Genomic DNA, 26,618 nt, shown 5'->3' with positions numbered 1-26,618 from the left:
AAGATTAGTAACTACAAGGTTGTAGTAATGAATAAATTAGAGAATACGGTTTGTTAATTGGTAGATTCTCTTTCGATTAAATGGGTTTCAATAACTTCTGTTTTATAGTTTTCTTCATCCTCTTCCTCCTGCTCTGCTTCTAATCTTTCTATAAGCATTTTTGCTGCTCGATTTCCCATTTTTATTCCACTTTGACTTACAGTTGTGATGGTTGGTGTAGAATATTTAGAAATGATTCCGTCTGTGAAGGCAATTACAGCCAAATCTTGAGGGACATTGAGTCCTATTTTATTGGCAGTTTTAATTATAGTTACTGCAAAAAGTTCATTGACTGCAAATACGGCATCAATGGCTTTATCTTCCAATAATTTTCCAATGGTGATTTCGCAAGTGTCTACATTTTCAATTTTAATGATTAGGTTCTCATCGAATGGTATGTCATTGTCTAATAAGGCCTTTACGTAACCATCAGTTCGGAGTTTGCCTACGCTTACATAATCAACAGTTGTAACAAGAGCGATTTTTTTTCTTCCTTTATCAATTAGACTTTGAACTGCTTCGTATGCGGCAAGTTTGTCGTCTATTATTACTTTGTCGCAAAGAATTTCATTGGTAACTCTGTCAAACATTACAACGGGCATTCCTTGATCGATAACTTCCGTAATATGATGAAAATCACCTTTGAATTGGGTTTCTTTTGAAAGCGACATAATGAATCCGTCGATACTCCCGTTAGCAAGCATTTCCATATTAAGTACTTCTTTATCAAAGGAATCATCTGACAAACAGATGATGACGCTGTACCCGTTTTCATTTGCAACCTGTTCGATTCCATTAATAACGGTTGAAAAAAAATGATGCACTATTTCCGGAATAATGATCCCAATAGTTTTTGTTTTTCTGTTTTTTAAACTGAGTGCAATATTGTTGGGTTTGTAATGGTAGAATTTGGCAAATGCCTGAACTTTTAGTCTAGTTTCTTCCCCTATTTCGGGACTGTTCCTAAGCGATTTTGAAACTGTTGAAATGGATACGTCAAGCTCTTTTGCAATTTGTTTAAGGGTGACTTTTCTTTTCATGTTAATACTGTTGCACTATTTAATTCGTAATAAAGGTAAGATTTTTTTTTATTTATTGTAATTTTCTCAGTAAATGTCACTGTAAAACACAAAGTTTTCAACACTATCACGTTTTCGTAAGTTAATTGAAAAGTACTGCTGTCGGACATGTTAATATTTACTTAATTTTGAAATTCGAAGTAAAATTAAAACTTAAACAATCAAAATTCAAATTAATTTAAACAAAAAGTATGAAAACAATTTATAAAAAGTTGTTATTTTTATTACTGTTACTGCCTTTTAGTATTCTTGCTCAGAATACTCTTAATGGTGTTGTTCTTGACAAAGCATCAGGACAGCCAATTCCGGGAGTAAATGTAAATGTACAAGGTGCCGTAAATGGTGTTTCAACAGATTTTGATGGTAAATATCAGTTGTCAAATGTTAAGAGAGGCGATAAAGTCGTGTTTTCTTATATCGGATATAAAAATATTGTTGTGGATTATGCTGCCCAAAAATCATTAAACGTTTCTTTAGAAGAAGATGCTAATCAATTAAAAGAAGTTGTAATCCAAGTAGGTTACGGAACAGTTAAAAAGAAAGATGCTACAGGTGCAGTGACCGTTTTGACAGCAAAAGATTTTAATAAAGGGCCTGTAACTTCTGCGGATCAAATGATCCAAGGAAAGGTTGCTGGATTGCAAATCATCAATGGAGGTGGATCTCCAGGAGAAGGGGCAACTATTAGAATTAGAAGTGGATCTTCTTTATCTGCAAACAACGATCCTTTATATGTGATTGATGGTGTGCCTGTTGCTGCAGGTGGTATAACTGGTGGTAGAAATCCATTGACAACTATCAATCAGAATAACATCGAATCAATATCAGTATTGAAAGATGCTTCGGCTACTGCTATTTATGGTTCTCGTGCATCAAACGGGGTAATTATCATTACCACTAAAAGAGGTAAAGCTGGTGAGATGAAAGTAAATTATAATGGAAATTTTCAAGTATCTGAAATAGTAGATAAAGTGGATGCTTTGTCAAGTACTCAATTTAGAGCTTTTGTCAATGCAAATGGGACGCCTGCTCAACAAGCTTTGATGGGCAATGCAGATACAGATTGGCAAGATGAGATTTTTAGAACCGCTATTGGTACAGATCACAATATCGCATTGAGTGGTGGAGTGGATAAAATAGTGTACAGAGCTTCTGTAGGATATACTAATTTGAATGGTATACTGAAAAGAGATAACTTGGAAAGATCAACTTTAGGAGTTAATGTAACCGGAAATTTTCTAGACAATCATTTGAAAATTGAAGTAAACAATAACACGTCTTTACTAAAAAATAATTATAGTAATCGTGGTGCAATTGGCGCAGCAATTAGTTATGATCCAACACAAAGAGTCACAAGAGCATCTGATGGTAATTATTACGAATGGTATTCCATCAATAATGGAAAGGAAGAACTAAATCAATTGGCTGGTAGAAATCCACTATCATTAATTGAGCAACAAAATAACTACGGAACCTCATATAGAAGCATTGGAAATATCCAAACAGAGTATAAACTACATTTTTTGCCAGAGTTGAAAGCAGTAGCTAATTTTGGTTATGATGAATTAAGAGGTAGATCTTATGGTAATACGGATGCTAAGTATTTAAATGGAGTTCCAGGATCTGGATTCAATAATACGTATGAAAATACAAATTCAAGATTCAATAAATTAATGGATTTGTATTTGAATTACAACAAAAAAGTAGAGTCGATTAATACTGTTTTTGATGTAACTGGAGGGTATTCGTATCAGGATTTTAGAGATACAAATGGTGGTTCTTCTTATAATTTTGAAAATAAAACAACTGTTGATGTGGTGTCATTCCCATCACGTGTAAACTTGCAGTCCTTTTTTGCCAGAACTAATATTTCAATCGCTGATAAATATTTATTAACCTTGTCTTACAGACGCGATGGTACTTCAAGATTTACGGAATCGAATCGTTGGGCAAATTTCCCAGCTGTAGCTGTAGCGTGGAAAGTAAACGAAGAGAGCTTTTTGAAAGATGTGGCTAGTGTATCTACTTTAAAAATTAGAGGAGGATGGGGAGTAACTGGACAACAAGATATTGGAGTAAGCTATCCTTCTATTCCATTGTATTTAGTGTCTAACAGTGCTGCTCAATATCAATTTGGGAATGCATTTTACAATACATTTAGACCACAACCTTACAACAGTAACCTGAAATGGGAAGAGACTACAACCGCTAATGTGGGTCTTGATTATGGTTTTTTAAATAACAGAATCAATGGTAGTGTTGATTTATATCAGAGAACTACAAAAGATCTATTATTGTACACACAGAACCCATCATTTTTTGGATTCTCTAATTATGACAATTATAACATTGGAACAATAGAAAATAAAGGAATCGAATTGGCTGCTGAAATAGTGCCTTTTAAAACGGATAATTTTGAATGGAGTTTAGGAGGAAATGTAACGTTTCAAGATTCTAAAATCACTAAACTGACAACAGTTTTAGACAACACTCCCGGCATTAATGTAGGTGGTTATGCAGGAGCTACTGGAAATACCATACAAAATCACCAGGTGGGTTATTCTCCTAATTCTTATTATGTGTATGAACAAGCCTACGGAGCCGATGCAAAACCTATTGATGGTGTCTACATTGACAGAAACCAAGATGGTCTTATTACGGAGCAAGATAAATACCGTTTTCATAAACCAGCTGCTGATGTTTTTTTCGGTTTGAATACAAATTTAGTATATAAAAATTTTGATATGGCAATGACTTGGAGAGGATCGTGGGGTAATTACAATTACAACAACGTAGATTCGAGTAAGGGCTCTTCCCAAAATATATTAATAAGAGAGACGGATTTGTCTAATGGTGTTGCCAATCTTTTAGAAACGGGATTTACTACTCAGGATACAAAAAGATTCGAATCGGATTATTACATTCAAGACGCTTCGTTTATTAGACTAGACAACGTAAGTGTTGGCTATACTTTTAATCAAAAAGCAAATGCTACTTCGTTAGTTAAACTAACATTAGGAGCTCAAAATGTTTTGTTGTTTACGGATTACACCGGTATAGATCCTGAAATTTCGGGTGGTATTGATAACAATTTATACCCAAGACCAATTACTTTTACGTTAGGTTTAAACGTTAATTTCTAATACAAATAACAAGAAAATGAAAAAGACAAAAATAAAATTATTGGGTATTTCTTTGTTACTGTTGGTGATGGCATTCCCTTCCTGTACAAATGATTTGAGCCAAGCTCCTGAGAGTGTCAATGCCATTCCGGGAGAGCAGTTTTTTAGCACCCCAGAATCGTACAAACAAAATCTAGCTAAATTATATGCAGGATTTGCCACTTCAGGTCAAACTGCAGCTGGATCTCCAGATATCTCCGGAATTGATGAAGGAGAAAGTCAGTATATCAGAGGATTTTGGTTAATGCAAGAATTGACTACAGACGAAGCAGTTATTGGGTGGAATGATGGAACTATTAAAGATCTTCATTCTCAAACATGGACTTCTTTGGACCGTTTTATCACAGCTACTTTTGCACGGTTCTCTTTTCAAATTGTAAACTGTAATGAGTTTTTAAGACAAACTACGGATGAGAAATTAGCTTCTAGAGGTCTTGATGCGGGTTTAATAGCAGAAATTAAAACCTACAGAGCAGAAGCACGTTTCTTAAGAGCATTGACGTATTGGCACTTAATCGATATGTTTGGTGGTGGATCTTTAGTTACTGAAAATTCTCCAAGCACATTCTTTTATCCGGAATATGCTACTAGAGCAGAACTATACAAGTTTGTTGATGAGGAATTAACAGCAATTTCTAGTGAATTGAAAGTGCCAAAAACAAACGAAGCCTATCGTGTAGATCAAGCTGCGGCTTGGATGCTACAGGCGAAATTGTATATGAATGCTAAGGTATATATTGGAACCGATAACTACGCAGGTGCAGTCCCATTAATCACTAAAGTGATTGGATCAGGATATGCTTTGCATACCAATTACAACCAATTGTTTTTTGCTGATAATGACAAGAACGGTGCTCAAAACGAATTCATATTTGCTATAGGTTTTGATGGTATTCATACCCAAACTTATGGAGGAACGACTTTCTTGACGCATGCGGCAGTAGGAGGAAGTATGAATGCAAGTGAATTTGGAATTAATGGTGGATGGGCTGGAATTAGAACAACTGCTGCCTTTGTCGATAAATTTACACCCAATACAACGGATACACGTGGGAAATTTTACACTAACGGGCAAACTAAAGAAATCAAAAACATTGGATCTTTTACCGATGGATATGCCATTCAAAAATTTAAAAATGTTGATGTGAATGGGAAACAAGGTTCAGATAAAGCAGGGAATTTCTCTGATTCTGATTTTCCAATTTTCCGTTTAGCGGATGCGTATTTAATGTATGCTGAATGTGCTGTTAGAGGAGCGGGCGGAACACTTCCTACTGCAGTAACGTATGTTAATGCATTGCGTACAAGAGCCAAAGGAGCTACGGTAACTCAAGGTGAATTAACCTTAAATTTTATTCTTGATGAAAGAGCTAGAGAGTTGCACTGGGAAGGACAAAGAAGAACGGATTTAGTTCGTTTTGGTAAATTTTCTGGCGGAAGCTACTTATGGCCTTTCAAAGGTGGATCTGCTGGTGGATCTCCAACGCAAGCGTTTAGAGATTTGTTTCCAATTCCTGCTACAGCGTTAGCATCAAATAATAAATTACGACAAAACCCAGGATATTAAATAATTTTAAAAAATTAATAAAAATGAAAAATATAACTAAATCAATAATTGCTTTATTTGCAGTAGTTGCTTTGTCTTGCAGCGTTGAAGATGTACAAGACAGACCTGTTATCGAAGGAATAAATTCTCCAATGTTGACTGCTCCAACCGCGGGTGCTGGATATGTGTTAAAACCAGAAAATGCTACTGCACAAGCAGAACGTTTTACTTGGAAATCAGCTAATTTTGGTGGAGATGTTCAAGTGAATTATGTAGTTGAAATGGATAAAAAAGGAAATGGATTTAAAACGCCTAAAGAAATAGGAAGTGCATTGCCTTCGGAAAATCAAGTTTCTGTTTCTGTAGAGTCTATGAATGGAGCTGCATTGGTATTAAAAGCGACTCCTTTTTCTCCAATTGAATTTGAAGTGAGAGTGAAAGCTACTGCCGGAACTTTACCTGCCATGTATTCTAGTGTAATAGGGATTGTTGTTACCGCTTACACCACAGAAAATCCTAAATTATGGGTTCCTGGTGGTTATGCTGCTGCTTCAGGTTATCCTAAAGATTGGGATCCCGCTACGTCTCCTCAACTTTCTGCTTCAGGATTTGGTAAAGTAGATTTTGAAGGATATATTAATTTTAATGATGCTAACGCTGAATATAAGTTTACAAGCTTTCCGGAATGGAAGGGTGAATTTGGTGCTGGAGCAACTGTTGGAACTTTAGATCCGAAGGGAGCTAATTTTAAAATTCCAACTGCTGGTTATTATCAAATTGTAGTTGATACAGAGAAATTAACATACAAAGCAACAGCAACTTTATGGGGAATCATTGGAGATGGAACTCCTGGAGGATGGGACAATAGTACTGCTATGACTTACAACAAAACAGCTAAAGTATGGACTCTTACTGCAAATCTTACTCAAAAAGAGATGAAATTTAGAGCCAACAATGCTTGGGACATTAATTATGGTGATAAGGGTGCTGATGGAACATTAGAATTGAATAGCGATAACATCAAAGTTCCTTCTGCTGGAAATTATACCATTACCTTAGATTTAAGCTCTCCTAGAAATTACAAATATTCGCTTACAAAAAACTAGTATTTTTTTACTGTAAAAAGGGCTATCTCATGGATAGCCCTTTTTTTATAAAACCAAATAGCTATGAAAAAAACTATACTTTTATTATTACTTTTCTGGTCACTGATCTCCTTGGCTCAGCAACAAACAGTAACTAGCACTATAAGTCCTAATCCCTTTGAAGAATCAACATCCATTACGATAACTATTGCTGGAAGTAGTGTAAATGAAGCAAGTTGGGGAATTACCGATCATTCTTTATATTTATGGACTTGGTCTTTAGATATCAATGATGCCAATAGCGTTGACTGTCCAACAAATGGTTCTTGGACTGCTTCTAACGAGGCAAACAGGTTTACTTACACTTCAGCTTCAGATACCTATGTTAAAACATTTACTCCAAATGCCTTTTATAATAGAACCGGAATTGGGAGAATAGGATTTCTTGTCAAAGCAAAGGATGGAACAGGAGATAAAAAATCCCAAGACAACTTTGTTGAAGTTGGCGCATATCAAGTTAACCTAACAGCACCTGCCGAAAATAGCGCAACAATTATTGCTTCAGGTGGAAGTTTGAGTATTGGTGCTACTAATACAGGCGGAAATGCGAGCTATGTATTGAAAGCAAACGGAAACACTATCAATACCAATACTAGTACATCTAGTTATAGTTTCAATCATACAAATATTATCGGGAATCAAAATTACGAATTGCAGGTTACTCAGGGAATCACGTTGATTACTAAAAAGTTCAGTGCAATTGTTAATCCGGGTAGTATTAATGAAGGGATGTCTGCGGGATTATTGGACGGAATTAATTATAATACTGCTGATGCTACAAAAGCGACTTTAGTGCTAGATGCGCCTTTTAAAGATTTTGTTTATGTATCAGGAAGTTTCAACAATTGGCAGCCTACAGGTTCTTTTGCGATGAAAAAGGATCCTGCTTCGGGTAAGTTTTGGTTAGAATTAACCGGATTGGTTTCAGGTACAAATTATACCTATCAGTATTGGGTAGTTGATGCTACTCCTATTGCAGGAACACCTTCTTTAGTGAAAACTGCGGATCCTTATTCCACTTTGGTTTTATCCCCTTTTGATGATCCAGGGATTTCATCGGTAAAATATCCAAATCTTCCGGTATATCCAGTTGGACAGGAAAGAGAAGTAACCGTTTTACAAACTGGGCAAGCGCCGTATTCCTGGAGTAGTGCAACAACTAATTTTATTAAACCAGCCAAAGAAAAACTGGTTGTTTATGAATTATTGGTCCGGGATTTTGATGCTAATAGAAGTTATCAAGACTTGATTAATAAAATCGATTATTTCAAAAATTTGAAAATAAATGCGATTGAATTAATGCCTGTAATGGAATTTGAAGGAAACGAAAGTTGGGGTTATAATACCTCTTTTCACATGGCTTTAGATAAATTCTACGGTACTTCTGATAAGTTAAAAGAATTTATTGATTTATGCCATAAAAACGGGATTGCCGTTATTTTTGATGTGGCATTGAATCATGCTTTTGGAAGGAACCCTATGCTACGCATGTGGATGAATGATCCTGATGGGGATGGTTGGGGATCTCCTTCGGTTGAAAATCCTTATTTTAACACCACAGCTATGCACAGTTATAGTGTGGGTGAGGATTTTAACCATCAACAGCCGAGAACACAAAACTATGTGCAGCGTGTCATTAAACAATGGGTGGAAGAATATAAAATTGACGGATTTCGTTGGGATTTAACCAAAGGATTTACTCAGAACTGCCCTGCCAATGTTGCTGGTGGTCAAGAAGCTTGTACCGGGGTTAAACAACAAGATCGAGTAGATGTATTGCGAAAATATGCTGATTATTCTTGGAGTTTAGACCCAACACATTATACTATTTTTGAACACTTAGGGAATGATGATGAAGAACAACTTTGGGCCAATTACCGATTAAACGAAACACCAAGCAAAGGGATTATGATGTGGGGAATAATGACCGGCCCATACAATGAATTGTCTATGGGGTATTCCGGAAATATTTCTCGTATGAATAGTTCCAGCCATGGTTTTACCGCAAATAGATTGATGGGTTATGCTGAGAGTCATGATGAGGAACGCCTGATGTACAAAAATTTACAATTTGGCAATAGTACAAATGCGGCCCATAATGTCAAAACATTAAATGTGGCATTGTCAAGAATGTCTGCCTTAGGGGCTGTTTCATTGTTAGTCCCAGGGCCAAAAATGATTTGGCAATTTGGAGAATTAGGGTGGGAATCGTCTATTTTTACTTGTAATAATGGAAGTGTTAATTCACCTTCAGATGCAATCTCAGGAGATTGTAAGTTAGATACTAAACCACAACCGCAATGGGCAAGTAATTGGCTTGGTGATACGAACAGAAGTACAATTTACAACGATTGGGCTAAAATGATTACTATGAAAACAGTAGAGGCTGTTTTTTCAGGAACAGCAACCATGGCAAATACCAGTTCTCTATATCCAAATATCAAAATTACCAATAGTGCTTTGGCATCAAGCCAACTCAAAGATGTATTGATCTTAGCAAATTTTAATGTAATCACTCAAAATGTGGCTACTGGATTTCCATATACAGGGGTATGGTATAATTTGATGGATAACACTACGATTACCGTTAGTAATGTCAATGATCCAATAACAATCCCAGCAGGAGGATACCGAATTTATGGAAATAAAACAGCAGCTTTGGCAATTGCGGATTATGAAAAAACGCCGACAATTTTGTTGTACCCAAATCCTGCCAATAATTATTTCACTTTAAATACGAATACTTCAAAAGTTCAAGTTTTTTCAATTACAGGACAATTGGTGAAAAGTTTTGATGGAGATCAATCCGCAGGACATCAATTTTCTGTCAGTGATTTGAATCAAGGACTTTATATTGTAAAGGCATACGATGAAAATAATAGGACTCAAACTATGAAGTTCATCAAAGAATAATAAATGGTGTTTGTTTTAATATTTGAAAAGCTGTCTGTAAAAAGACAGTTTTTTTTATAAAAAAAACTGCTTCATTAATGAAGCAGTTTTCAACCACAATTAAAATTTAAATTTTACCGTTTTGGATCTCTTCGACAATTTCTGGATTCAACAAGGTTGAGGTGTCTCCAAAATTCGAATAATCTCCTTCAGCTATTTTACGTAGAATTCTACGCATGATTTTACCCGAACGGGTTTTTGGTAAACCGGAAACAAACTGAATTTTATCCAGCTTCGCAATAGGTCCAATGCTGTTAGATATTTGTTGATTAATTTCTTTGGTCAGATTTTCTCTGTCTCGATATTCACCGGTTTCTTTTAGAATTACAAAACCATATAAGGCATTTCCTTTTATATCATGTGGGAATCCTACAATCGCTGATTCGGCAACTGCCGGATGCTCATTAATGGCATCTTCAATTGGAGCAGTTCCCAAGTTGTGTCCTGAAACGATAACCACATCGTCTACTCGACCCGTAATTCTGTAATAGCCTACTTCATCCCGCAAAGCGCCATCACCAGTAAAATATTTGCCTGGAAAGGTAGAAAAGTAGGTATCTTTATACCGTTGATGATCTCCCCAAATGGTTCTGGCAATTCCAGGCCAAGGAAATTTAATACATAAACTCCCAGTTACTTGGTTGCCTTCAATCTCATTGCGTTTTTCATCCATTAATACAGGTTGAATTCCTGGTAATGGTAAAGAAGCGTACGTAGGTTTGGTTGGGGTCACAAATGCAATTGGCGAAATCATAATGCCTCCGGTTTCGGTTTGCCACCAAGTATCCACAACGGGACATCTTTTATCTCCAACATGGTCATTATACCAGTGCCATGCCTCTTCGTTAATGGGTTCTCCTACGGAACCAATTACTTTGAGAGATTTTAAAGGATATTTTTGAACATAGTCGATACTTTCTTTTGCCAAAGCACGAATAGCTGTTGGAGCAGTATAGAATTGTGTTACTTTGTGTTTTTCGATTACTTCCCAAAAACGACTAAAGTCAGGATAGGAGGGAACGCCTTCAAAAATAACCGTTGTAGCACCATTCAATAATGGGCCATAAAGAATATAGGAATGCCCTGTAATCCAACCGATATCAGCGGTACACCAAAAAATATCATTGTCTTCATAGTTAAAAACGTTCTTGAATGTGTAGGCGGTATAAACCATGTAGCCTGCAGTGGTATGCACCATTCCTTTAGGTTTTCCGGTTGAACCAGAAGTATAAAGTATGAATAATGGGTCTTCGGCATCCATGATTTCTGCGACGTTATTATCCGAAGCTTCGTCTAAAAGCGGTTGCAACCATTGGTCACGGCCTTCTTTCATATTTACCGAAGTATTAGTTCTTTTTACTACCAAAACATTCGAAACACCAGGACAATTAATTAAAGATTCATCAATAATTCCTTTTAAATCAATGGTTTTGTTACCACGATAACCTCCATCTGAGGTGATGACCATTTTGCAATCGCTGTCATTTATTCTGGCGGTTACTGCTGAAGCCGAAAATCCAGCAAAAACAACCGAATGGATAGCGCCAATTCTGGCACAAGCCAAAGTAGTTATGGCTAATTCAGGAATCATTGGTAAATAAATACAAACACGATCTCCTTTTTGAATGCCTTGCTCTCGCAACACATTTGCCATTTTGCAAACACGTTGGTGCAGTTCATTGTAGGAAATATGCAAGGCTTCTTCCTTCGGATCATTAGGTTCGAAAATAATCGCAGTTGTATCTCCTTTTTTAATAAGATGCCTGTCAATACAGTTCTTAGTAATATTTACTTTGGCACCTGTAAACCATTTAATTTCGGCTTCAGCCATATTAAAATCGACAACTTTATCCCATTGTTGGTACCAAGTAAAGTTTTCAGAAGCAATTTTGTCCCAAAATTTTCTTGGCTCACGAACTGATTTTTTGTAATGTTTAAAGTATTCTTCTAAATTATTTATTTTGTAGTAACTCATGATTTTGGTAAATTTTTAATATTTTAAACACCTATTTTATACTTTTTTAATAGTGCACTGATTTCCTCCACAATGGATTCGTGAATTTGGTATTCCTCGCCATCAGTAATACTGCGCATCAGTTTACAGAGGATTTTCTTCCCGACCTTATTTTTGGTAAACGTTGAATAATTACAACATTTCTCAACGAAGCAACAGCTCCAATTTGGTGTCGAACCAGGTTAATTTTTTCTTGTAGCGATTGATAATGTGCCCATAATTTTTCTGGGTACTCAATCCGGCCCTTATAAATTTCCTTGTCTGTCATTGTGTTGAAGGTGTTTCTCATTGCATTAATTTATGAACTTGATCGACTAGTTTTTTAACTGAAAAGGGCTTTACAACATATAAATTGGCTCCTAATGAAAGTCCTTTTTCAATATCTTTTTCCTTGTTTTTTGCCGAAAGAAATATGACTTTGCAATGCTGTAACCTTTCGTCTTTTTTTATTTGTTCCAATGTGGCGAAACCGTCCACCATGGGCATCATGACATCCAGAATAATGACATCCGGAAGTTGTTTTTTTAAAATATCCAGTGCTTCCTGACCGTCTCGCGCTATGAAAACTTCAAAATTGTTCTTTTTGAAAGTATATTCCAGTGACATTACAATGTTTGGTTCGTCATCTACAATTAAAATCTTCTTCATCTTTTTAATTATTTTTCAGCTGTATTATAATTGGGTAATGTAAAAATGAGGGTCGCTCCTTCGACTACATTATCCTCAGCCCAAATTTTACCTTTGTGATGTTCGATAATTTGTTTGCAAATGGCTAAACCCAGTCCGCTTCCAATTGGTTTTTTTACGTTTTGATTTCGGGATTGATAGAATTTATTAAAAATGGCTTCAAAATCTTCTTTCTTAATTCCTTTGCCGTTGTTGTGTATTCTGACTTCGATATTGTCTTTATTTTCGTTAATGGAAATCACTATTTTTCCATTTGTTTCCGAACAGAATTTTATAGCATTCGAAACTAAATTATGAATGACTTGTATGATTCGTTCTTCGTCATAAAAAGCTTTTATCTCTTTGTTAGAATTATCGAATTCAATATTAATATTTTTGTTTTTTATTAATTGTTGTACAGAATTCAATGTGTTTTTTATCGTTTTTGTAATGTTGTTTTTGGACAAATAAATCTTTTGTTTTCCGGTTTCAAATTTTTCTAAATCCAAAATTTTATCAATCAGACGGTTCAATCGATCCGACTCCGAAATGATGTTTTGCAAAAACTGCTTTCTTAACTCTTCGGGAATGTCATCATCGTCATGAAGGATTTCACTTGCTGCACGGATGGCGGTTATCGGAGTCCTCAATTCATGGGTAACTGTATCCAGAAATTCATCTTTTTGAATGTCTTTGTTTACTAATTCCTGATTCGCATTTTTGAGTTGCTCCGATATTTTTTTTAATTCATTCGAAGTGTCTGTCAACTTCTTGTTAATGATGATGTTTTCTTTGGATTCCTCTAAAATTCGCAATACTTCGGGCAAACTTATTTTATCTTCTTTGACCACACTCGATATTAATATTTTGGCGGAAGCCGTGCCTATGTGTCCGGTCAATAGATTTTCTGCAAACTTTATAAAACGCGCATCGGCGGTGGTAATATTGTTATCAATATTGTATTTTGAATTGAATATTGTAAGGGCGCGTTTTGTCCTTTCTTCGCCTAGAAATCGTTGCAACACTTTTTGAATATCTGAGATGTAAGCGGTTCCTTTCCACACAAAAGCATTTTCGTGGTTGGTAATGTATTTGTCAATATCTACAAACATTTCGGCATAATTGCGTTCTCTATAATTTCCCTTGAAACTTACGGAAATGGCCATATAACTCATCATATTAATTAGCAAACTCCAAAAAACAGCATGCGGTATAGGTTCTAAATAATCCAATCCAAAAAGTTGAAAAGGTTTTAGTAATTCAATTCCCCAAGGTCCTTCTTGAATAAACAGGCTTGTGGATTCAGTTATCCCAACAGCATACGGAATTAAAAGGGTGTAGAAACAGGTTAGAAAACCAAGAATAATACCCGTTACTGCTCCTTTTTTAGAGCCTCTTTTCCAGAATATAGCGCCAAAAAAAGAGGGAGCCAGTTGGGCTATAACTACAAATGCGACTAAGCCTATAGATACCAAAGAGTAGTCCAGAATGAAAATTCTATAAATGGCATACGCCAAAATAATAAGGGAAAAAATCCCTATTTTTCTGCTAATTAAGATCCTCTTGTTGTTTTTTTCCTGAGAAGAATTCTGGAGCGAACCTATAAATCCATACGGAATTAATAAGTTGTTGCTTAGCATGGTGGCCAATGCAATCGAAGAAACGATAATCATCGATATGGCAGCCGAAAATCCTCCTAGAAACACTAAAACAGTTAGTGTATTATTATTGAAATATTGCGGGATTAATAAGGAATACGTGTCGGAATTGTGTCCTTGCCCTTCAAATAGAATGTTTCCTCCCCAGGCAATTGGGAAAACAAATACATTAAAAAGTAACAAATACAATGGAAAAAGCCACATTGCTGTTCGGATATGACTCTCTTTATTATTTTCAACAATAGCTGCGTGAAACTGTCGTGGCAAAAGAAAAATAGCAAACATGGATAGAATACAAAGAAAGAACCAGTTGATTCCGTTTGTAATCCCGCCAATCGTATTTTTTTTGTCGAAATCTTTAAGGACAGCCGCTTTTTGATAAATATCATCAAATCCATCAAATACAAAGAAAGTGACGTAGATGCCAATCATTAGAAAGAAAACTAACTTTAAGATGGATTCCATCGCTACCGCGGTTACGATACCGCGTCTTTTTTCGGAGGCGTCAACATAACGTGTTCCGTAATAGGAAGCAAATAACGCTAAAGCGATACAAACGTAAGTGGTAGTGTCAGTAAAAATATTATCGCTTGATTGCGTTTTGCTAACAATATGAAAGGTATCTGAAATCGATTTTAGTTGTAAAGAAATATAAGGAACTATTCCAAAAATACAAACCATTGTGACTAATGCTCCTAGAAATCGACTGTTTCCGTATCGTAAAGAAATAAAATCTGCAATACTTGAGATTTTATTTACTCTCGAAATTCGAATAATTCTCTTCAGGATTATCATCCAGGTAGGTATAATAATAATGGGTCCTAAATAAATAGGCAAATAGCCCAATCCAGTATCTGCCGCTACACCTATGCTGCCATAGTAGGTCCAGGCCGTACAATAAACCGCTAGTGAGAAGGAATAGACATAAGGATTGTTTGTCCATTTAGAATGTTTTCTTTTTTCGGACCAATGTGCTATGTAAAATAAAATGGAGACATAAAGTGCTAAAATCAATAAAAGCCATATACTATTCATAATACCTTTTTATGATTAAGTACGTAATAGCAATTGAAAATAACCATGCCGAAAAAATGTAGAGGTAAATTATGGGGAAACCAAAAAGTGGTTTTGAACTGTCAAATAACAGCAAAAGCGGAATGTTCAATGCTAATAGAATTAACACCGAAAGAATAACCAACTTTTGTTCATGTCTTTTTCTCATCGTAAAAAAATAAACAATCTCTACAAATGAATGCAGAGATTGTTTTTAGGAATTGATTTAATTAATTGTTTTTTTCATCGTAATCTCCCATCAGGGCATAATACCCAAAGGTGCCTAATCCTAACACTATTAATGGTGTAAGGATGAAAAGGATAATAATTCCGAATACTAAATCTTCTTGTTTGCCTGACATAAATTTTGGCAATCCAAAAGTGAAGATGCAAAAATAGGCAGCAGCAACTGCTAATGCAATCCAAACTAATCCTAAAATTCTTTTTATTTGATTCATAATTGCGTTTTTTAAATGTGAGTGTTTTTGTCTTTATTTTTAATGTAAACCATTCCAATCACAAAACAGATGGAAGCGATTACAATCGGATACCAGAGTCCTTCAAGATAAAATTCTGGATCTCCTGCTTCTTTTGCATTGATGACAAAATAAGTCGAAATAGCAGGAAGTAAACCTCCAAAAATTCCATTCCCTACATGATATGGCAACGACATAGAGGTATATCTAATTTTAACAGGGAACATTTCAACTAAGAATGCTGCAATTGGTCCGTAAACCATAGTTACAAACAGTACTTGTACGAATACTAAAAAGATCAAAGCCCATTGATCGGCAGTGTTAATTTTAATTGTTGTTTTGGTTTCTACTTTTGCTTTGCCATCTACTACCATAGCCTTACCGTTTTCTAAAGATACGGTTTTCACTTCCAGCAAAGTGGTTCCATCAGCAAACTCCTTGTTTGTGGTGTAAATAGAATCCATCGTTTGTTTCTTGTTTTCTTTCAACTCAGTGATTAGAGTTGTTTTTTCTACCATTTCAGTTTTGTTTTTTACTGATGTGGTTTCGTACATGCTTTTGTAAATAGGTCTGTACAATAGGATGGCGAGTAGCATACCACCCATCATAATGTATTTTCTACCAACTTTATCACTTAACCACCCAAAAAGAATAAAAAATGGTGTACCAAGGATTAATGAAATTCCAAGTAAAGTATCGACTTGTGAGGAATCAATAGACATTACTGTTTTCATGAAGTTCATCGCGTAAAATTGGCCTGTGTACCAAACAACTCCCTGGCCCATAGTAGCACCAAATAATGCTAATAATACAAATTTCAAATTGTAACGATTTCCAAAACTCTCTTTCAATGGATTTGTACTTGTTTTTCCTTCCGCTTTGGCTTTAGCAAAAACGGGTGATTCGTCCATATTTTTTCGAATCAAATAGGAAACAAATACCATGATTATAGAAACCCAAAATGGAACTCTCCAACCCCATTCGTCAAATTGTTCTGGAGTAAGAATGTTTCTTGTGGCTAAAATAACCATCAAAGAGATAAACAATCCAACCGTTGCCGTAGTTTGAATCCAAGAAGTCCAATACCCTCTTTGTCCTACTGGTGCGTGCTCAGCTACATAAGTTGCAGCTCCACCATATTCACCACCCAGCGCAAGACCTTGTAACAATCGAAGAATTAATACTAATAAAGGAGCCATAAACCCAATAGTTTCATAACTTGGGATACACCCAATCAAGAACGTGGCGCCACCCATTAACAATAACGTAACCATGAAGGTATATTTACGACCAATTAAATCACCTAATCTTCCGAAGAAAAGGGCTCCAAACGGACGAACTACAAACCCGGCTGCAAATGTTGCCAGTGTAGATAAGAAAGCTGCAGTAGGATTGTCTGAAGGGAAAAATTTGGTTGAAATTACAACTGCCAAACTTCCAAAGATGTAGAAATCATACCATTCGATCATTGTACCCATGGAGGAAGCCGAGATGACTTTCCAGATTCCTTTTGTTGATTTTGTACTCATTTTTTTTAAAAATTATTATTAGTTAAAGATAGATTTGTAGTTGTACTACGAATTCCCCTTTTGATCCTGAGATAGTAGAGGGAGTAGTGTATACGGGCCTTGTGGAGTATTGTGCTGTGATTTTAGCGTGTTGTCCGTCCAAGAAGAAGTTCGTTCCAAGGTCAAATTGGGTGCTAGACTGATCTAGAGCATCAAAATTTTTATAGGTAAAAGCTCCAAATGGCTGTACGCGTACTTTAGGCTTGGCTGCTTTGCTGGGCAATAAAAGCCCAGCTTGTGTGTACCAAATATTCCCTGATCCAATGGTAGCTTGTGCATTTCCAGGTCCAGCCATTGCTCTATTTCCTGTAAAGTTAGGGTCAACAGAACCAATATTCATAATGGCTACATTACGTAAATAATTTGGTCCAAAATCGTAATCGTAGAAAACACTATATCCAGTTACAGCCATTTTGTTTTCTTTTTTTCCAACGGGTAAATCTAGGAAAACATCTGCGGCAAAAAGATTGATGTTGTGTTTGCTAATGGTGTTATTAACGGAGGATTTAGTGGCGTCAGGAGCTGTGTAAAATCCCGCACCAATATTGAAAACTTTTTTAGTTCCAAGGTAACTTCCCACTTTATAGGGGAGTATATTAGCTTCTTGCTCTAAAAATTGGTATTCGAAATACCCCGCCTTAGACCATTTGGTATTTCCACTATTGTCAACTGCTACAGCATTATCCGCTACAGTCACATTTGTAGGCGTTAAGTTAGTTGCAAATGGTTTATTGTAACTTAACCGGTATTCTAGTTTACCATATTTACCTTTTGCAAATAAACCCATTTGTCTGGCAAATTGATCAGAATTTTCAATTAATGGCCAGTTAAAAATTGGGGCGTCAATTGTTAGAAAGTTTAATGTAGAGGCCATTGTAGCTCTGGATAATCCCATATAATAATGCAATCCTCCACCCAAAGTCATACTGAATTTCTTGTCTTTTTCAGGTAAAACTAAGGCGTATTCGTTCCAGGCATCATGGAAAAATATTCCTGGCTTTTTCCCGGCTCCGTACCCGCCAGTTCCTGAAGATCCTGCGGCACCTCCATTTGTAAAGGTTTGGTTGTTGATACCAAAGTGGGTTACAATCATGTATCTTTTGGATATTTGGGAATACGCTAGAAAGCGCAAACGTCTGTTTCCGATATCCGTTCCAGTGGAAGCCGATTCGCCTCCAATCATTGTTCCTGGGTTCATTTGGCTGGAACGAAACCATATTTGGTTCCAGGCTATAAACCGCATGTATTTTGAACCATCTTCGTTCAAGTTGAATTTCATTCCGCTACCATAATCGGTGGAGCCCTGTGAAAATCCTTCTAGAGACAATAACAATATTGCCGCTGTAAAAAACATTTTTTTCATAAATAAGGTTTGGTTATTGAATGGTTGGTTAATAACCCGCAAATTCAGTTATTTAATTCTAGAAAAAAAGTTTACTATATTTTTATGTAAACTACTATAGTTAATCTTTGAATCGCTCCCATTTAATAAGCATAAACTTGTCTCCAAGTTCGGTAATGATCATACCTGCTCCGGATAACAATTGTTTGTTTTTTAAGTATTCTACCAGTTCTAAGTGGTTAAAAATCTTATAGGTTGGGTGGTAGTTGGCTTGAGAAGGTTTTTTTATATTGTAGGTTTTTACCCAGTTGCTGACCGTTACATGGGAAACTCCAATAATTCGTTCAATTTCACGGAAGCTCAAGCCTTCCAAGTAGAGTTGTAGTGCTTTGATAACATAGTATTCATCTATCTTTTTGCCAATTTTATTAACCGTAAAAAAATAGTTACATTTTTTACATAAATACCTTTGTTTACTATTGATTATGCCACTTTTTATTATTTGGTTTCCTTGGCATTTCGGACAGGATAAAAGCTCCATATATATAAATTTTGCATAAATATATAAATTTAGCAACTATTGTTATTTGAATTTCGCAAAAATATTAGAAAAAAAATACGAAACATTTATTTTTATTGAATTATGGGTGCGTTTTTAGTAAAGCCCTTTGTAGGAAACGTTTCGTTTTCAGAATCCAAGAGGGTTTTGGTGAAATAATTTTTCAAAACAAAGAGAGACGTAAGCTTTCTTTTGAAATAGCAGAAAAGGTTTGGGACTGTCATGGTGGTTAAAACTGAAAATGCGCTCCTGTCTTTGGTGTAAATTCTTGATTGGAGAAGATGTAAGGTATTTTGAAAAAGGTATAAAAACACAAAACCTGAATCCCGAAGGACTATTCGGGTTTTGTTCTACTTCCGGCCCCCTCCCAAAGCTTTGGGATCGGGAGAATCTGGGACACTTATTATTTCCCTTTTGTTAGAACATCTGTCAGAGTGGAGGAATTGCTGAAATTTTTTTTGCTAAAATTCGGCTTTTTATTTTCTTTATACATTTTTCAAGAAAAGGGACTTCCTCTAAAGAGAAGAACTAATTCCCAATCATTAGCAATTTTGTAAAGGATTCTAAGTAGTGATTCTTATTGTGTTTTATAATTCTTTTATAAATGTTGTGCGTTTCTCAGATGTAGAATTTATTAACTGATTTTGAATATAGAATATAATAATAATGCATTTTCAAAAATAGATTAAAAACAAAAAACCCGAATATTTCTATTCGGGTTTTGTGGTACCTCCAGGGATCGAACCAGGGACACATGGATTTTCAGTCCATTGCTCTACCATCTGAGCTAAGGTACCTCGCTGTTGCGGGTGCAAATATAGAATGATTTTTAGTTTATCCAAAACAATTTTTAAAAAAAATCAATTCGTATCTTTGCAACATCAAAAAATAAAATATGATTCTAGCCATTGATGTCGGAAATACCAGAATTAAAGCTGCTGTATTTGAGGGTGATATACTCGTGGAAAATTTTGTATTTGTTAAAAATGAGCTCCAAAAAAATATTCATAATATTTTAAAAAAATATAAAAAAATAACGGATTTAGTCGTTTCGTCCGTAGGAGATGTCGAAAAACAATCATTTTTGGAGTTTGAAAATGATTTAAAAGTCCATTTTATATCCCATGAAAATCCTTTCCCTTTTATTAATTGCTATGCTACCCCTAAAACTTTAGGAGTTGACAGGATGATTCTTGCGGCAGGAGCAACGATACAGTTTCCTAATCAGAACCGATTGGTTATTGATGCAGGGACTTGTGTAACCTTTGATTTTACAGATGAGAACAATAATTATCTTGGAGGAGCTATAACTCCAGGATTGCGATTGCGGTACGAATCATTACATAACTATACTGCGAAATTGCCTCTGTTGCCTTTAGAAGACCCGAAGGATTTGATTGGAAAATCAACTTCTGAATCTATTCATTCTGGTGTGGCAAATGGGTTAGTATATGAGATTGACGGTTTCATCGATGAATACAGGGCACGGTATTCAAATTTTATAATAATTTTAACGGGTGGTGATACAGAATTTTTGGCTAAACGATTAAAAAATACCATATTTGCCAATTCAAATTTTCTTTTAGAAAGTTTGAACCAAACATTTCAATATAAAATTAAAAATGATTAAAAAACTTTTAATAAGCGCCTGTTTGCTTTTTTCACTTATATCTTTTGCTCAAGAAGGAACTTCATCCCCTTATTCTTTTTACGGAATTGGCGACATAAGATTCAAAGGAACACTCGAAAATCGTTCTATGGCAGGTGTAGCAGTTGAGCAGGATAGTATTCATATCAATTTAGAAAATCCAGCCAGTTATTCAAATCTGAAATTAACTACTTTTTCTTTGGGAGGTACTTATGGTACAAAAGACTTAAAAAGTAATTCAGGATCAGCTAGTGCTCGTCGAACAACTTTAGATTATTTAGCTATTGGTTTGCCTTTAGGTAAATTGGGAATAGGTTTTGGATTGATTCCTTATTCTTCGGTAGGTTATAAAATTGAGTCATTGTCTTCAGAAGAAGGAGCAACAGGCAGACGTTTAAGTGGAATGGGCGGTTTGAATAAAGTTTTTTTGGGAGCAGGTTATAAAATAGCTCCTAATTTCAGTGTTGGTGCTGATGTGCATTATAATTTTGGTAAAATTGAAACCAATAGTTTAGAATTTCTTACGAATGTTCCGGTGGGAACTCGCGAATTGAATACTGCAGATTTATCTGGTGTGAATTTTAATATTGGAGCGATGTACCAAACTAAAATAAGTAAAAAATTAACGGCTTACTCAAGTTTAAATTATACTGTACAAGGAACTTTAACTTCTCAAAATACCAGAAACATAGCAACTGTAGTATATAACTCGGAATTTAATGTAGCAGTTGTAGATGCTCTTGCAGATCAAAAAACAGAAATGGATGTAAAATTGCCTAGCAAAATAGCATTTGCTGCTGGAATTGGAGAAGCAAAAAAATGGCTTATTGGTGGAAAAATTTCATATCAAAAAGCTTCAGGTCAGGAAAATAGCTATAATAAAGCAAGTAATGTTGGTTATGGAAGATATGGTAGTGTTAGTTTAGGGGGTTATTACATTCCTAATTATAATTCGTTTACAAATTATGCAAAAAGAATTGTTTATAGAGGGGGAATTAAATATGAAAAAACAGGTCTAATGATTAATTCTCAATCTATAAATGATATGGGATTAACTCTTGGATTAGGACTTCCTATAACTGGAAGTTTCTCCAATATAAATTTAGGTTTCGAATTAGGAAAAAGAGGAACTACAAATGCAAATTTGATTCAAGAAAATTATGCTAATTTTAGTGTTGGTTTTTCTCTTAATGACAAATGGTTTGATAAACGAAAATTCAACTAAAACTCTAATCGAGTATATATATACAATTAAACTGCTTTTTTAAGTACAGGATATGCTTTTACTAAAAAAATATAGAATCATTCCAATAGTCACAGTTTTCACTGTGACTCTGTTTTTTGGGTGTGAAAGTAATTTTAAAGAGGTGCAAAAAATAAACTTTTCTGAGTTTGTTCCCAGTGGTGATGCTGATAATGTGAACTTGAAATATACTGATTCGGGACTGATTAAAGCGATTTTGGTTAGCCCTAAAATGTTAGATTTCTCAAGTGTAGATTTTCCGTTTACTGAATTTCCAAAAGGAATTAATGTTACTTTGTATGATAACAAAGCTAAAAAAACATTTATAACCTCAAATTATGCTGTTTCTTACAAAGAAACCGGTATTATTGATTTACAGGGAAAGGTGAAAATAAAATCGGAAAACGGTCAGATCATGGAAACGGAACAATTGTACTACGATCAAAAAAATGAATGGTTTTTTACTGAAAAAAAGTTTAAATTTACTGATATTAAAGGAACGTCAAACGGTCAGGGAATCGATTTTAGTAAAGATTTTAAAGTGATTAATTCGCAAAGAATAACCGGCGAGATTCAAACAGCCGAATAAATTTTTATAAAACTATAGTATGAGCTACTTAAAATACACACCTTACATTTACCTTGTTTTTGGAGCATACTTCATTTATGATGGAGTTACAAAGTTGAATGGGACTGAGTCGACACCCTGGTTGAGTTTTCTTATAGCAGGATTAGCAATTTTTATGTTTTTCTTCCGAATGAAATTTGCTAAAAAATTTGAAGAACGAAATAAAAAATCCTAGCACATGGAAATTAGTATTATAATACTGTGTCTAATATTATGTGCTTTTTTCTCAGGAATGGAGATCGCTTTCATTTCTTCCAATAAAATTTATCTTGAAATAGAAAAAAAACAAGATAATTTCGTTTCTGAAATACTCACAAAACTCACCGAAAAGCCTTCTAAATTTATAGCGGCCATGCTTATTGGAAACAATATAGCATTAGTCGTTTATGGGTTTTTTATGGGGGAATTATTAATGAACTGGATTGAAACTTTGGGATTTCATTTTTCAAGTTTATTGAATTTGTTTCTTCAGACATTGCTTTCTACACTAATTGTTTTGATTACTGCAGAGTTTTTGCCTAAAGTGTTTTTTCAAATTTATGCCAATACATTAATAAAGTTTTTTGCTGTTCCGGCATATGTTTTTTACATCTTGTTTTATTTCATTTCTACTTTTTTTATCTGGGTTTCTGATTTTGTTTTGAGAAAATTTTTTAAAACGGAAGGGGATCAAGCGCAGCTTTATTTTAGTAAAGTGGAACTAGGAAATTATATTACGGAACAAATGAGTACCGTTGAAGATAATGAAGAGGTTGATTCTGAAATCCAAATTTTTCAAAATGCGTTGGAATTTTCAGGTGTAAAAGCAAGGGATGTTATGAGTCCCAGGACTGAAATCGTAGCAATTGATTTATATGATTCTATTGAGGTGTTGAATAAGGTGTTTATTGAAACTGGTTATTCTAAAATTGTTGTTTATCAAAATTCATTAGATGATATTGTTGGATATGTACATTCATTTGACTTGTTTAAAAAACCGAATACCATCAAAGAAATTGTAATTTCTGTTGAATTTGTCCCTGAAACAATTTACATTAAAGATGCGATGAATTTGTTGACCAAAAAGAGAAAAAGCGTAGCGGTAGTTTTGGATGAATACGGGGGAACTTCCGGAATTATCACTATAGAAGATATTGTAGAAGAACTTTTTGGAGAAATAGAAGATGAACATGATTCAGAAGAAGAGCTGATTGAAAATGAACTAGGAGACGATACATATGTATTTTCTACCCGACTCGATGTGGAGTATTTAAATCAGACCTATAAGCTTCATATTCCAGAAAGCGATTCTTACGGTACACTGGGTGGTTTTATAGTGGACCACACCAAAGAAATTCCTCTAAAAGGAGCTGTAATTACCATAGGAAACTTTCATTTTATAATAGAAGAAGCCACAAACAAGAAAATAGAATTAGTTAAAATGTCGCTAAGAGACTGATTTTTTTTAGAAAATTGAAATTTCTTGTAAAATAAAACGCTACTACTATAATTATTAATTAGATAATTGTATTTTCGCAAACTGAATATAAAAATTAACAACAATAAAAATGGCAGTTTTAGCAAAAATTAGACAACGTTCCGCCTTATTAATAGCAGCTATTGCTATTGCATTATTTGCATTTATAATTCAAGATCTTATCGGTAAAGGTGGCCTTGGTCAAAACACAAAGGATGTAGGAAGTATTGATGGAAAAGACATCGCATTTGAAGATTTCAGAGTCAAAGTAAGCAATGTTGAGAAAAGTCAAGAAGGAATTACTGCTACGGCTGCAGCTAACAGAGTTTGGGATCAAGAAGTTTCTGTAGCGTTACTGACTTCTGAATTTGATAAATTAGGATTAAGAGTAGGTGAAAAACACTTATTGGAGGTTTTAAAAGGGGATGAAAACATTGGTAAAAATCCATTATTCTTGAATGCAGCAGGTATGTTTGATATTGCAAAATTCAAAGAATATTTTAAATCAAATCCAGCTCAAGGACAATACTTGAAAGACAGAGAAAAAGATGCGGAGTTGAATGCTAAATATCAAATTTACAATACTTTGATAAAAGCAGCGGTTTATACTACTGAAAGCGAAGGAAAGTTGAAATATGAAATGGAAGCTAATAAAGTAAATTTTGCTTACGTTGCAGGTTTATATTCTACTATTAAAGACAGTGAAGTTAAAGTTACAGATGCTGAGATTGTAGATTTCATGAAGAAAAATGAGAAAAAATACAAAGCAGATGAATCTCGTGAAATAGAATATGTTTTGATTGAAGACAAAGCTTCAGTTACTGATGAGAATGAAGTTAAATCTAAAATTAACGGATTATTATCTGGAAGTGTGGTTTATAATCAAGCTAAAGGTAAAAACGATACTTTGCCAGGATTTAAAAATGCTACAAATAATATCGAATTTGTAAACTCAAATTCAGATGTCCCTTATGATTCTACTTATGTTGCTAAGAAAGATTTGCCTGCAGTTGATGCGGATAGATTGTTTAATCTTGCTCCAGGAGAAGTATATGGGCCTTATCTGTTTGGAAAATACTATTGTATTTCAAAATCTATGGGTAAAAAATTAGGTGTAAATGCAAAAGCAAGTCACATTTTAATTAGTTATGAAGGAACACAAGTTCCTAATCAAAAAGAAAAAAGGAATAAAGAGCAAGCTAAAGCGAAAGCAGAAGCAATATTGGCTCAGGTGAATGCAAATCCAGATAGTTTCTTAATGTTGGCTTTCACTAATTCGGATGATTCATCAGCACAACAGGGTGGTGATTTAGGTTATTTTGGCCCAAACCAAATGGTAAAACCTTTTAACGATTTCGTTTTCAATAATTCAATTGGCAATATTGGATTAGTTGAAACACCTTTCGGATTTCACATTATCAAAATTACAGATAAACAAGACGGAATTCGTCTAGCTACAGTAGCGCAAAAAATTGAAGCTTCAGAAGCAACTTCAGATAAAATTTTCTCACAAGCAACTAAATTTGAAATGGATGCTGCTGATGCCGATTTTGCAAAAGTGGCAAAAGACCTGAAACTGACAATAGCCGCTCCGGTTACTGTTAAAGCAATGGATGAAACTTTTGGCCCATTAGGAAACCAAAGAACAATAGTTAGGTGGGCATTTGAAGATGACGCTAAAGTTGGTGCTGTAAAAAGATTTGAAGTGGCTAATCTTGGTCATGTTATTGCAAAAGTCAAAAGTATTGATAAATCTGGTCTAGTGTCAATCACTTTAGCCAAACCTTATGTGGAGCCAATTCTTAAAAACAAGAAAAAAGCAGAATTGATCAAAGCTAAAATGACAGGAACTTCTTTAGAAGTAATTGCAAAAGCTACGGGTTCAGCTGTACAACAAGCTACTGCTGTTACAATGGAAAACCCAATGTTAGTTGGTGCGGGTCAAGAGCCTAAAGTTGTTGGAAATGCTTTTGCATTGTCAGCTAATAAATTGTCAGCTCCAATTGAAGGGAATACAGGTGTGTATGTTGTGAAAAACATAAGCACAGTAAAAGCACCAGTTTTAAAAAGTCATGAAGCCTATGTAGCTAAATTGAAATCACAAAGCGCTTCAGATGTAAATAGAGTTATTCCTGCATTGAAAGCGAATGCTAAAATTGAAGACAATAGAAAACAATTCAATTACTAATTAGATATAAGTAATTGTTGTTCAAAATAAAAGAGGCTGTCAGAAAAGTAATTTTCGGACAGTTTTTTTTTGTTTATTAATTGGAGTATTAGTATTTATAACTACTAAAAACAAGGATTATATAGCCATTTTCAAGTATTATCCCTTTTTTTAACAATAACTTTTTTCATGGAATT

At 34.8% G+C, this 26,618-nt stretch carries 18 protein-coding genes and 1 tRNA gene; 10 read left to right on the top strand and 9 right to left on the bottom strand.

Going from position 1 to position 26,618, the window contains the following annotated elements; all coding sequences use genetic code 11:
• Positions 1-53: 53 nt before the first annotated feature.
• Entirely contained in the window at positions 54-1,079 is a 1,026-nt protein-coding gene (locus ACM55G_RS00545) for a LacI family DNA-binding transcriptional regulator (protein ID WP_416841950.1), read from the bottom strand.
• A 230-nt stretch (positions 1,080-1,309) separates the two neighbouring features.
• On the opposite strand from ACM55G_RS00545, the gene ACM55G_RS00540 reads away from it, so the two are divergent.
• From ACM55G_RS00540 to ACM55G_RS00525, 4 genes are all read left to right on the top strand, one after another.
• A complete protein-coding gene (locus tag ACM55G_RS00540; RefSeq protein WP_416841949.1) occupies positions 1,310-4,261 on the top strand; it encodes a SusC/RagA family TonB-linked outer membrane protein in 2,952 nt (983 codons plus the stop codon).
• Between the two features lie 16 nt (positions 4,262-4,277).
• Positions 4,278-5,867 carry a RagB/SusD family nutrient uptake outer membrane protein gene (locus ACM55G_RS00535; RefSeq protein ID WP_416841948.1) on the top strand — a complete coding sequence of 530 codons (1,590 nt, stop codon included), beginning with the start codon at positions 4,278-4,280 and terminating at the stop codon, positions 5,865-5,867.
• Between the two features lie 23 nt (positions 5,868-5,890).
• Complete coding sequence (locus ACM55G_RS00530; RefSeq protein ID WP_416841947.1) at positions 5,891-6,952, top strand: SusE domain-containing protein; 1,062 nt, start codon at positions 5,891-5,893, stop codon at positions 6,950-6,952.
• 63 nt (positions 6,953-7,015) lie between these two features.
• The gene (locus ACM55G_RS00525) at positions 7,016-9,904 is read left to right on the top strand and encodes an alpha-amylase family glycosyl hydrolase (RefSeq protein WP_416841946.1); all 2,889 of its coding nucleotides are present in this window, start codon (positions 7,016-7,018) and stop codon (positions 9,902-9,904) included.
• 106 nt (positions 9,905-10,010) lie between these two features.
• Here the strand turns inward: ACM55G_RS00525 and acs are convergent, their stop codons facing one another.
• The 8 genes from acs to ACM55G_RS00485 all read right to left on the bottom strand — a co-directional run bounded on the left by acs (position 10,011) and on the right by ACM55G_RS00485 (position 20,076).
• Positions 10,011-11,918, bottom strand: coding sequence for an acetate--CoA ligase (acs, locus tag ACM55G_RS00520; RefSeq protein ID WP_416841945.1), 1,908 nt, complete (start codon positions 11,916-11,918; stop codon positions 10,011-10,013).
• Positions 11,919-12,242: 324 nt separating this feature from the next.
• Entirely contained in the window at positions 12,243-12,605 is a 363-nt protein-coding gene (locus ACM55G_RS00515) for a response regulator transcription factor (RefSeq protein WP_416841944.1), read from the bottom strand.
• 8 nt (positions 12,606-12,613) lie between these two features.
• Positions 12,614-15,316, bottom strand: a complete 2,703-nt coding sequence (locus tag ACM55G_RS00510; RefSeq protein ID WP_416841943.1) for an ATP-binding protein — start codon at positions 15,314-15,316, stop codon at positions 12,614-12,616.
• Positions 15,317-15,564: 248 nt separating this feature from the next.
• A complete protein-coding gene (locus tag ACM55G_RS00505; protein WP_131991377.1) occupies positions 15,565-15,792 on the bottom strand; it encodes a DUF6814 family protein in 228 nt (75 codons plus the stop codon).
• 11 nt (positions 15,793-15,803) lie between these two features.
• Positions 15,804-17,339: an MFS transporter gene (locus ACM55G_RS00500; protein ID WP_416841942.1), complete on the bottom strand. Its 1,536-nt coding sequence runs from the start codon at positions 17,337-17,339 to the stop codon at positions 15,804-15,806.
• Positions 17,340-17,361: 22 nt separating this feature from the next.
• On the bottom strand, positions 17,362-18,741 hold the full coding sequence (locus ACM55G_RS00495; RefSeq protein ID WP_416841941.1) for a porin: 1,380 nt from the start codon (positions 18,739-18,741) through the stop codon (positions 17,362-17,364).
• A gap of 100 nt (positions 18,742-18,841) precedes the next feature.
• Positions 18,842-19,261 (bottom strand): transposase, encoded by a 420-nt coding sequence (locus ACM55G_RS00490; protein WP_416841940.1) that lies wholly within the window; start codon positions 19,259-19,261, stop codon positions 18,842-18,844.
• Between the two features lie 742 nt (positions 19,262-20,003).
• Positions 20,004-20,076: transfer RNA gene (locus ACM55G_RS00485), tRNA-Phe, on the bottom strand.
• Positions 20,077-20,174: 98 nt separating this feature from the next.
• On the opposite strand from ACM55G_RS00485, the gene ACM55G_RS00480 reads away from it, so the two are divergent.
• The 6 genes from ACM55G_RS00480 (at position 20,175) to ACM55G_RS00455 (ending at position 26,442) form a co-directional block, all read left to right on the top strand.
• Positions 20,175-20,909 (top strand): type III pantothenate kinase, encoded by a 735-nt coding sequence (locus tag ACM55G_RS00480; protein ID WP_416841939.1) that lies wholly within the window; start codon positions 20,175-20,177, stop codon positions 20,907-20,909.
• Positions 20,902-22,152: a hypothetical protein gene (locus tag ACM55G_RS00475; RefSeq protein ID WP_416841938.1), complete on the top strand. Its 1,251-nt coding sequence runs from the start codon at positions 20,902-20,904 to the stop codon at positions 22,150-22,152. Before ACM55G_RS00480 ends, ACM55G_RS00475 begins: the two co-directional genes overlap by 8 nt.
• Positions 22,153-22,204: 52 nt before the next feature.
• Positions 22,205-22,759 (top strand): LPS export ABC transporter periplasmic protein LptC, encoded by a 555-nt coding sequence (gene lptC / locus ACM55G_RS00470; protein WP_416841937.1) that lies wholly within the window; start codon positions 22,205-22,207, stop codon positions 22,757-22,759.
• A gap of 19 nt (positions 22,760-22,778) precedes the next feature.
• The gene (locus ACM55G_RS00465) at positions 22,779-22,973 is read left to right on the top strand and encodes a hypothetical protein (RefSeq protein ID WP_416841936.1); all 195 of its coding nucleotides are present in this window, start codon (positions 22,779-22,781) and stop codon (positions 22,971-22,973) included.
• Positions 22,974-22,976: 3 nt separating this feature from the next.
• Positions 22,977-24,236: a hemolysin family protein gene (locus tag ACM55G_RS00460; RefSeq protein ID WP_416841935.1), complete on the top strand. Its 1,260-nt coding sequence runs from the start codon at positions 22,977-22,979 to the stop codon at positions 24,234-24,236.
• A 109-nt stretch (positions 24,237-24,345) separates the two neighbouring features.
• Positions 24,346-26,442 (top strand): peptidylprolyl isomerase, encoded by a 2,097-nt coding sequence (locus ACM55G_RS00455; protein WP_416841934.1) that lies wholly within the window; start codon positions 24,346-24,348, stop codon positions 26,440-26,442.
• The last annotated feature ends 176 nt before the right edge of the window (positions 26,443-26,618 follow it).

Origin of the sequence: Flavobacterium algoriphilum, from assembly GCF_048158655.1 — a bacterium.
GTDB classification, from domain to species: Bacteria; Bacteroidota; Bacteroidia; order Flavobacteriales; family Flavobacteriaceae; genus Flavobacterium; species Flavobacterium algoriphilum.
The sequence above is the reverse complement of the archived record's forward strand: the minus strand, read 5'-3'. Positions and strand labels throughout refer to the sequence as shown.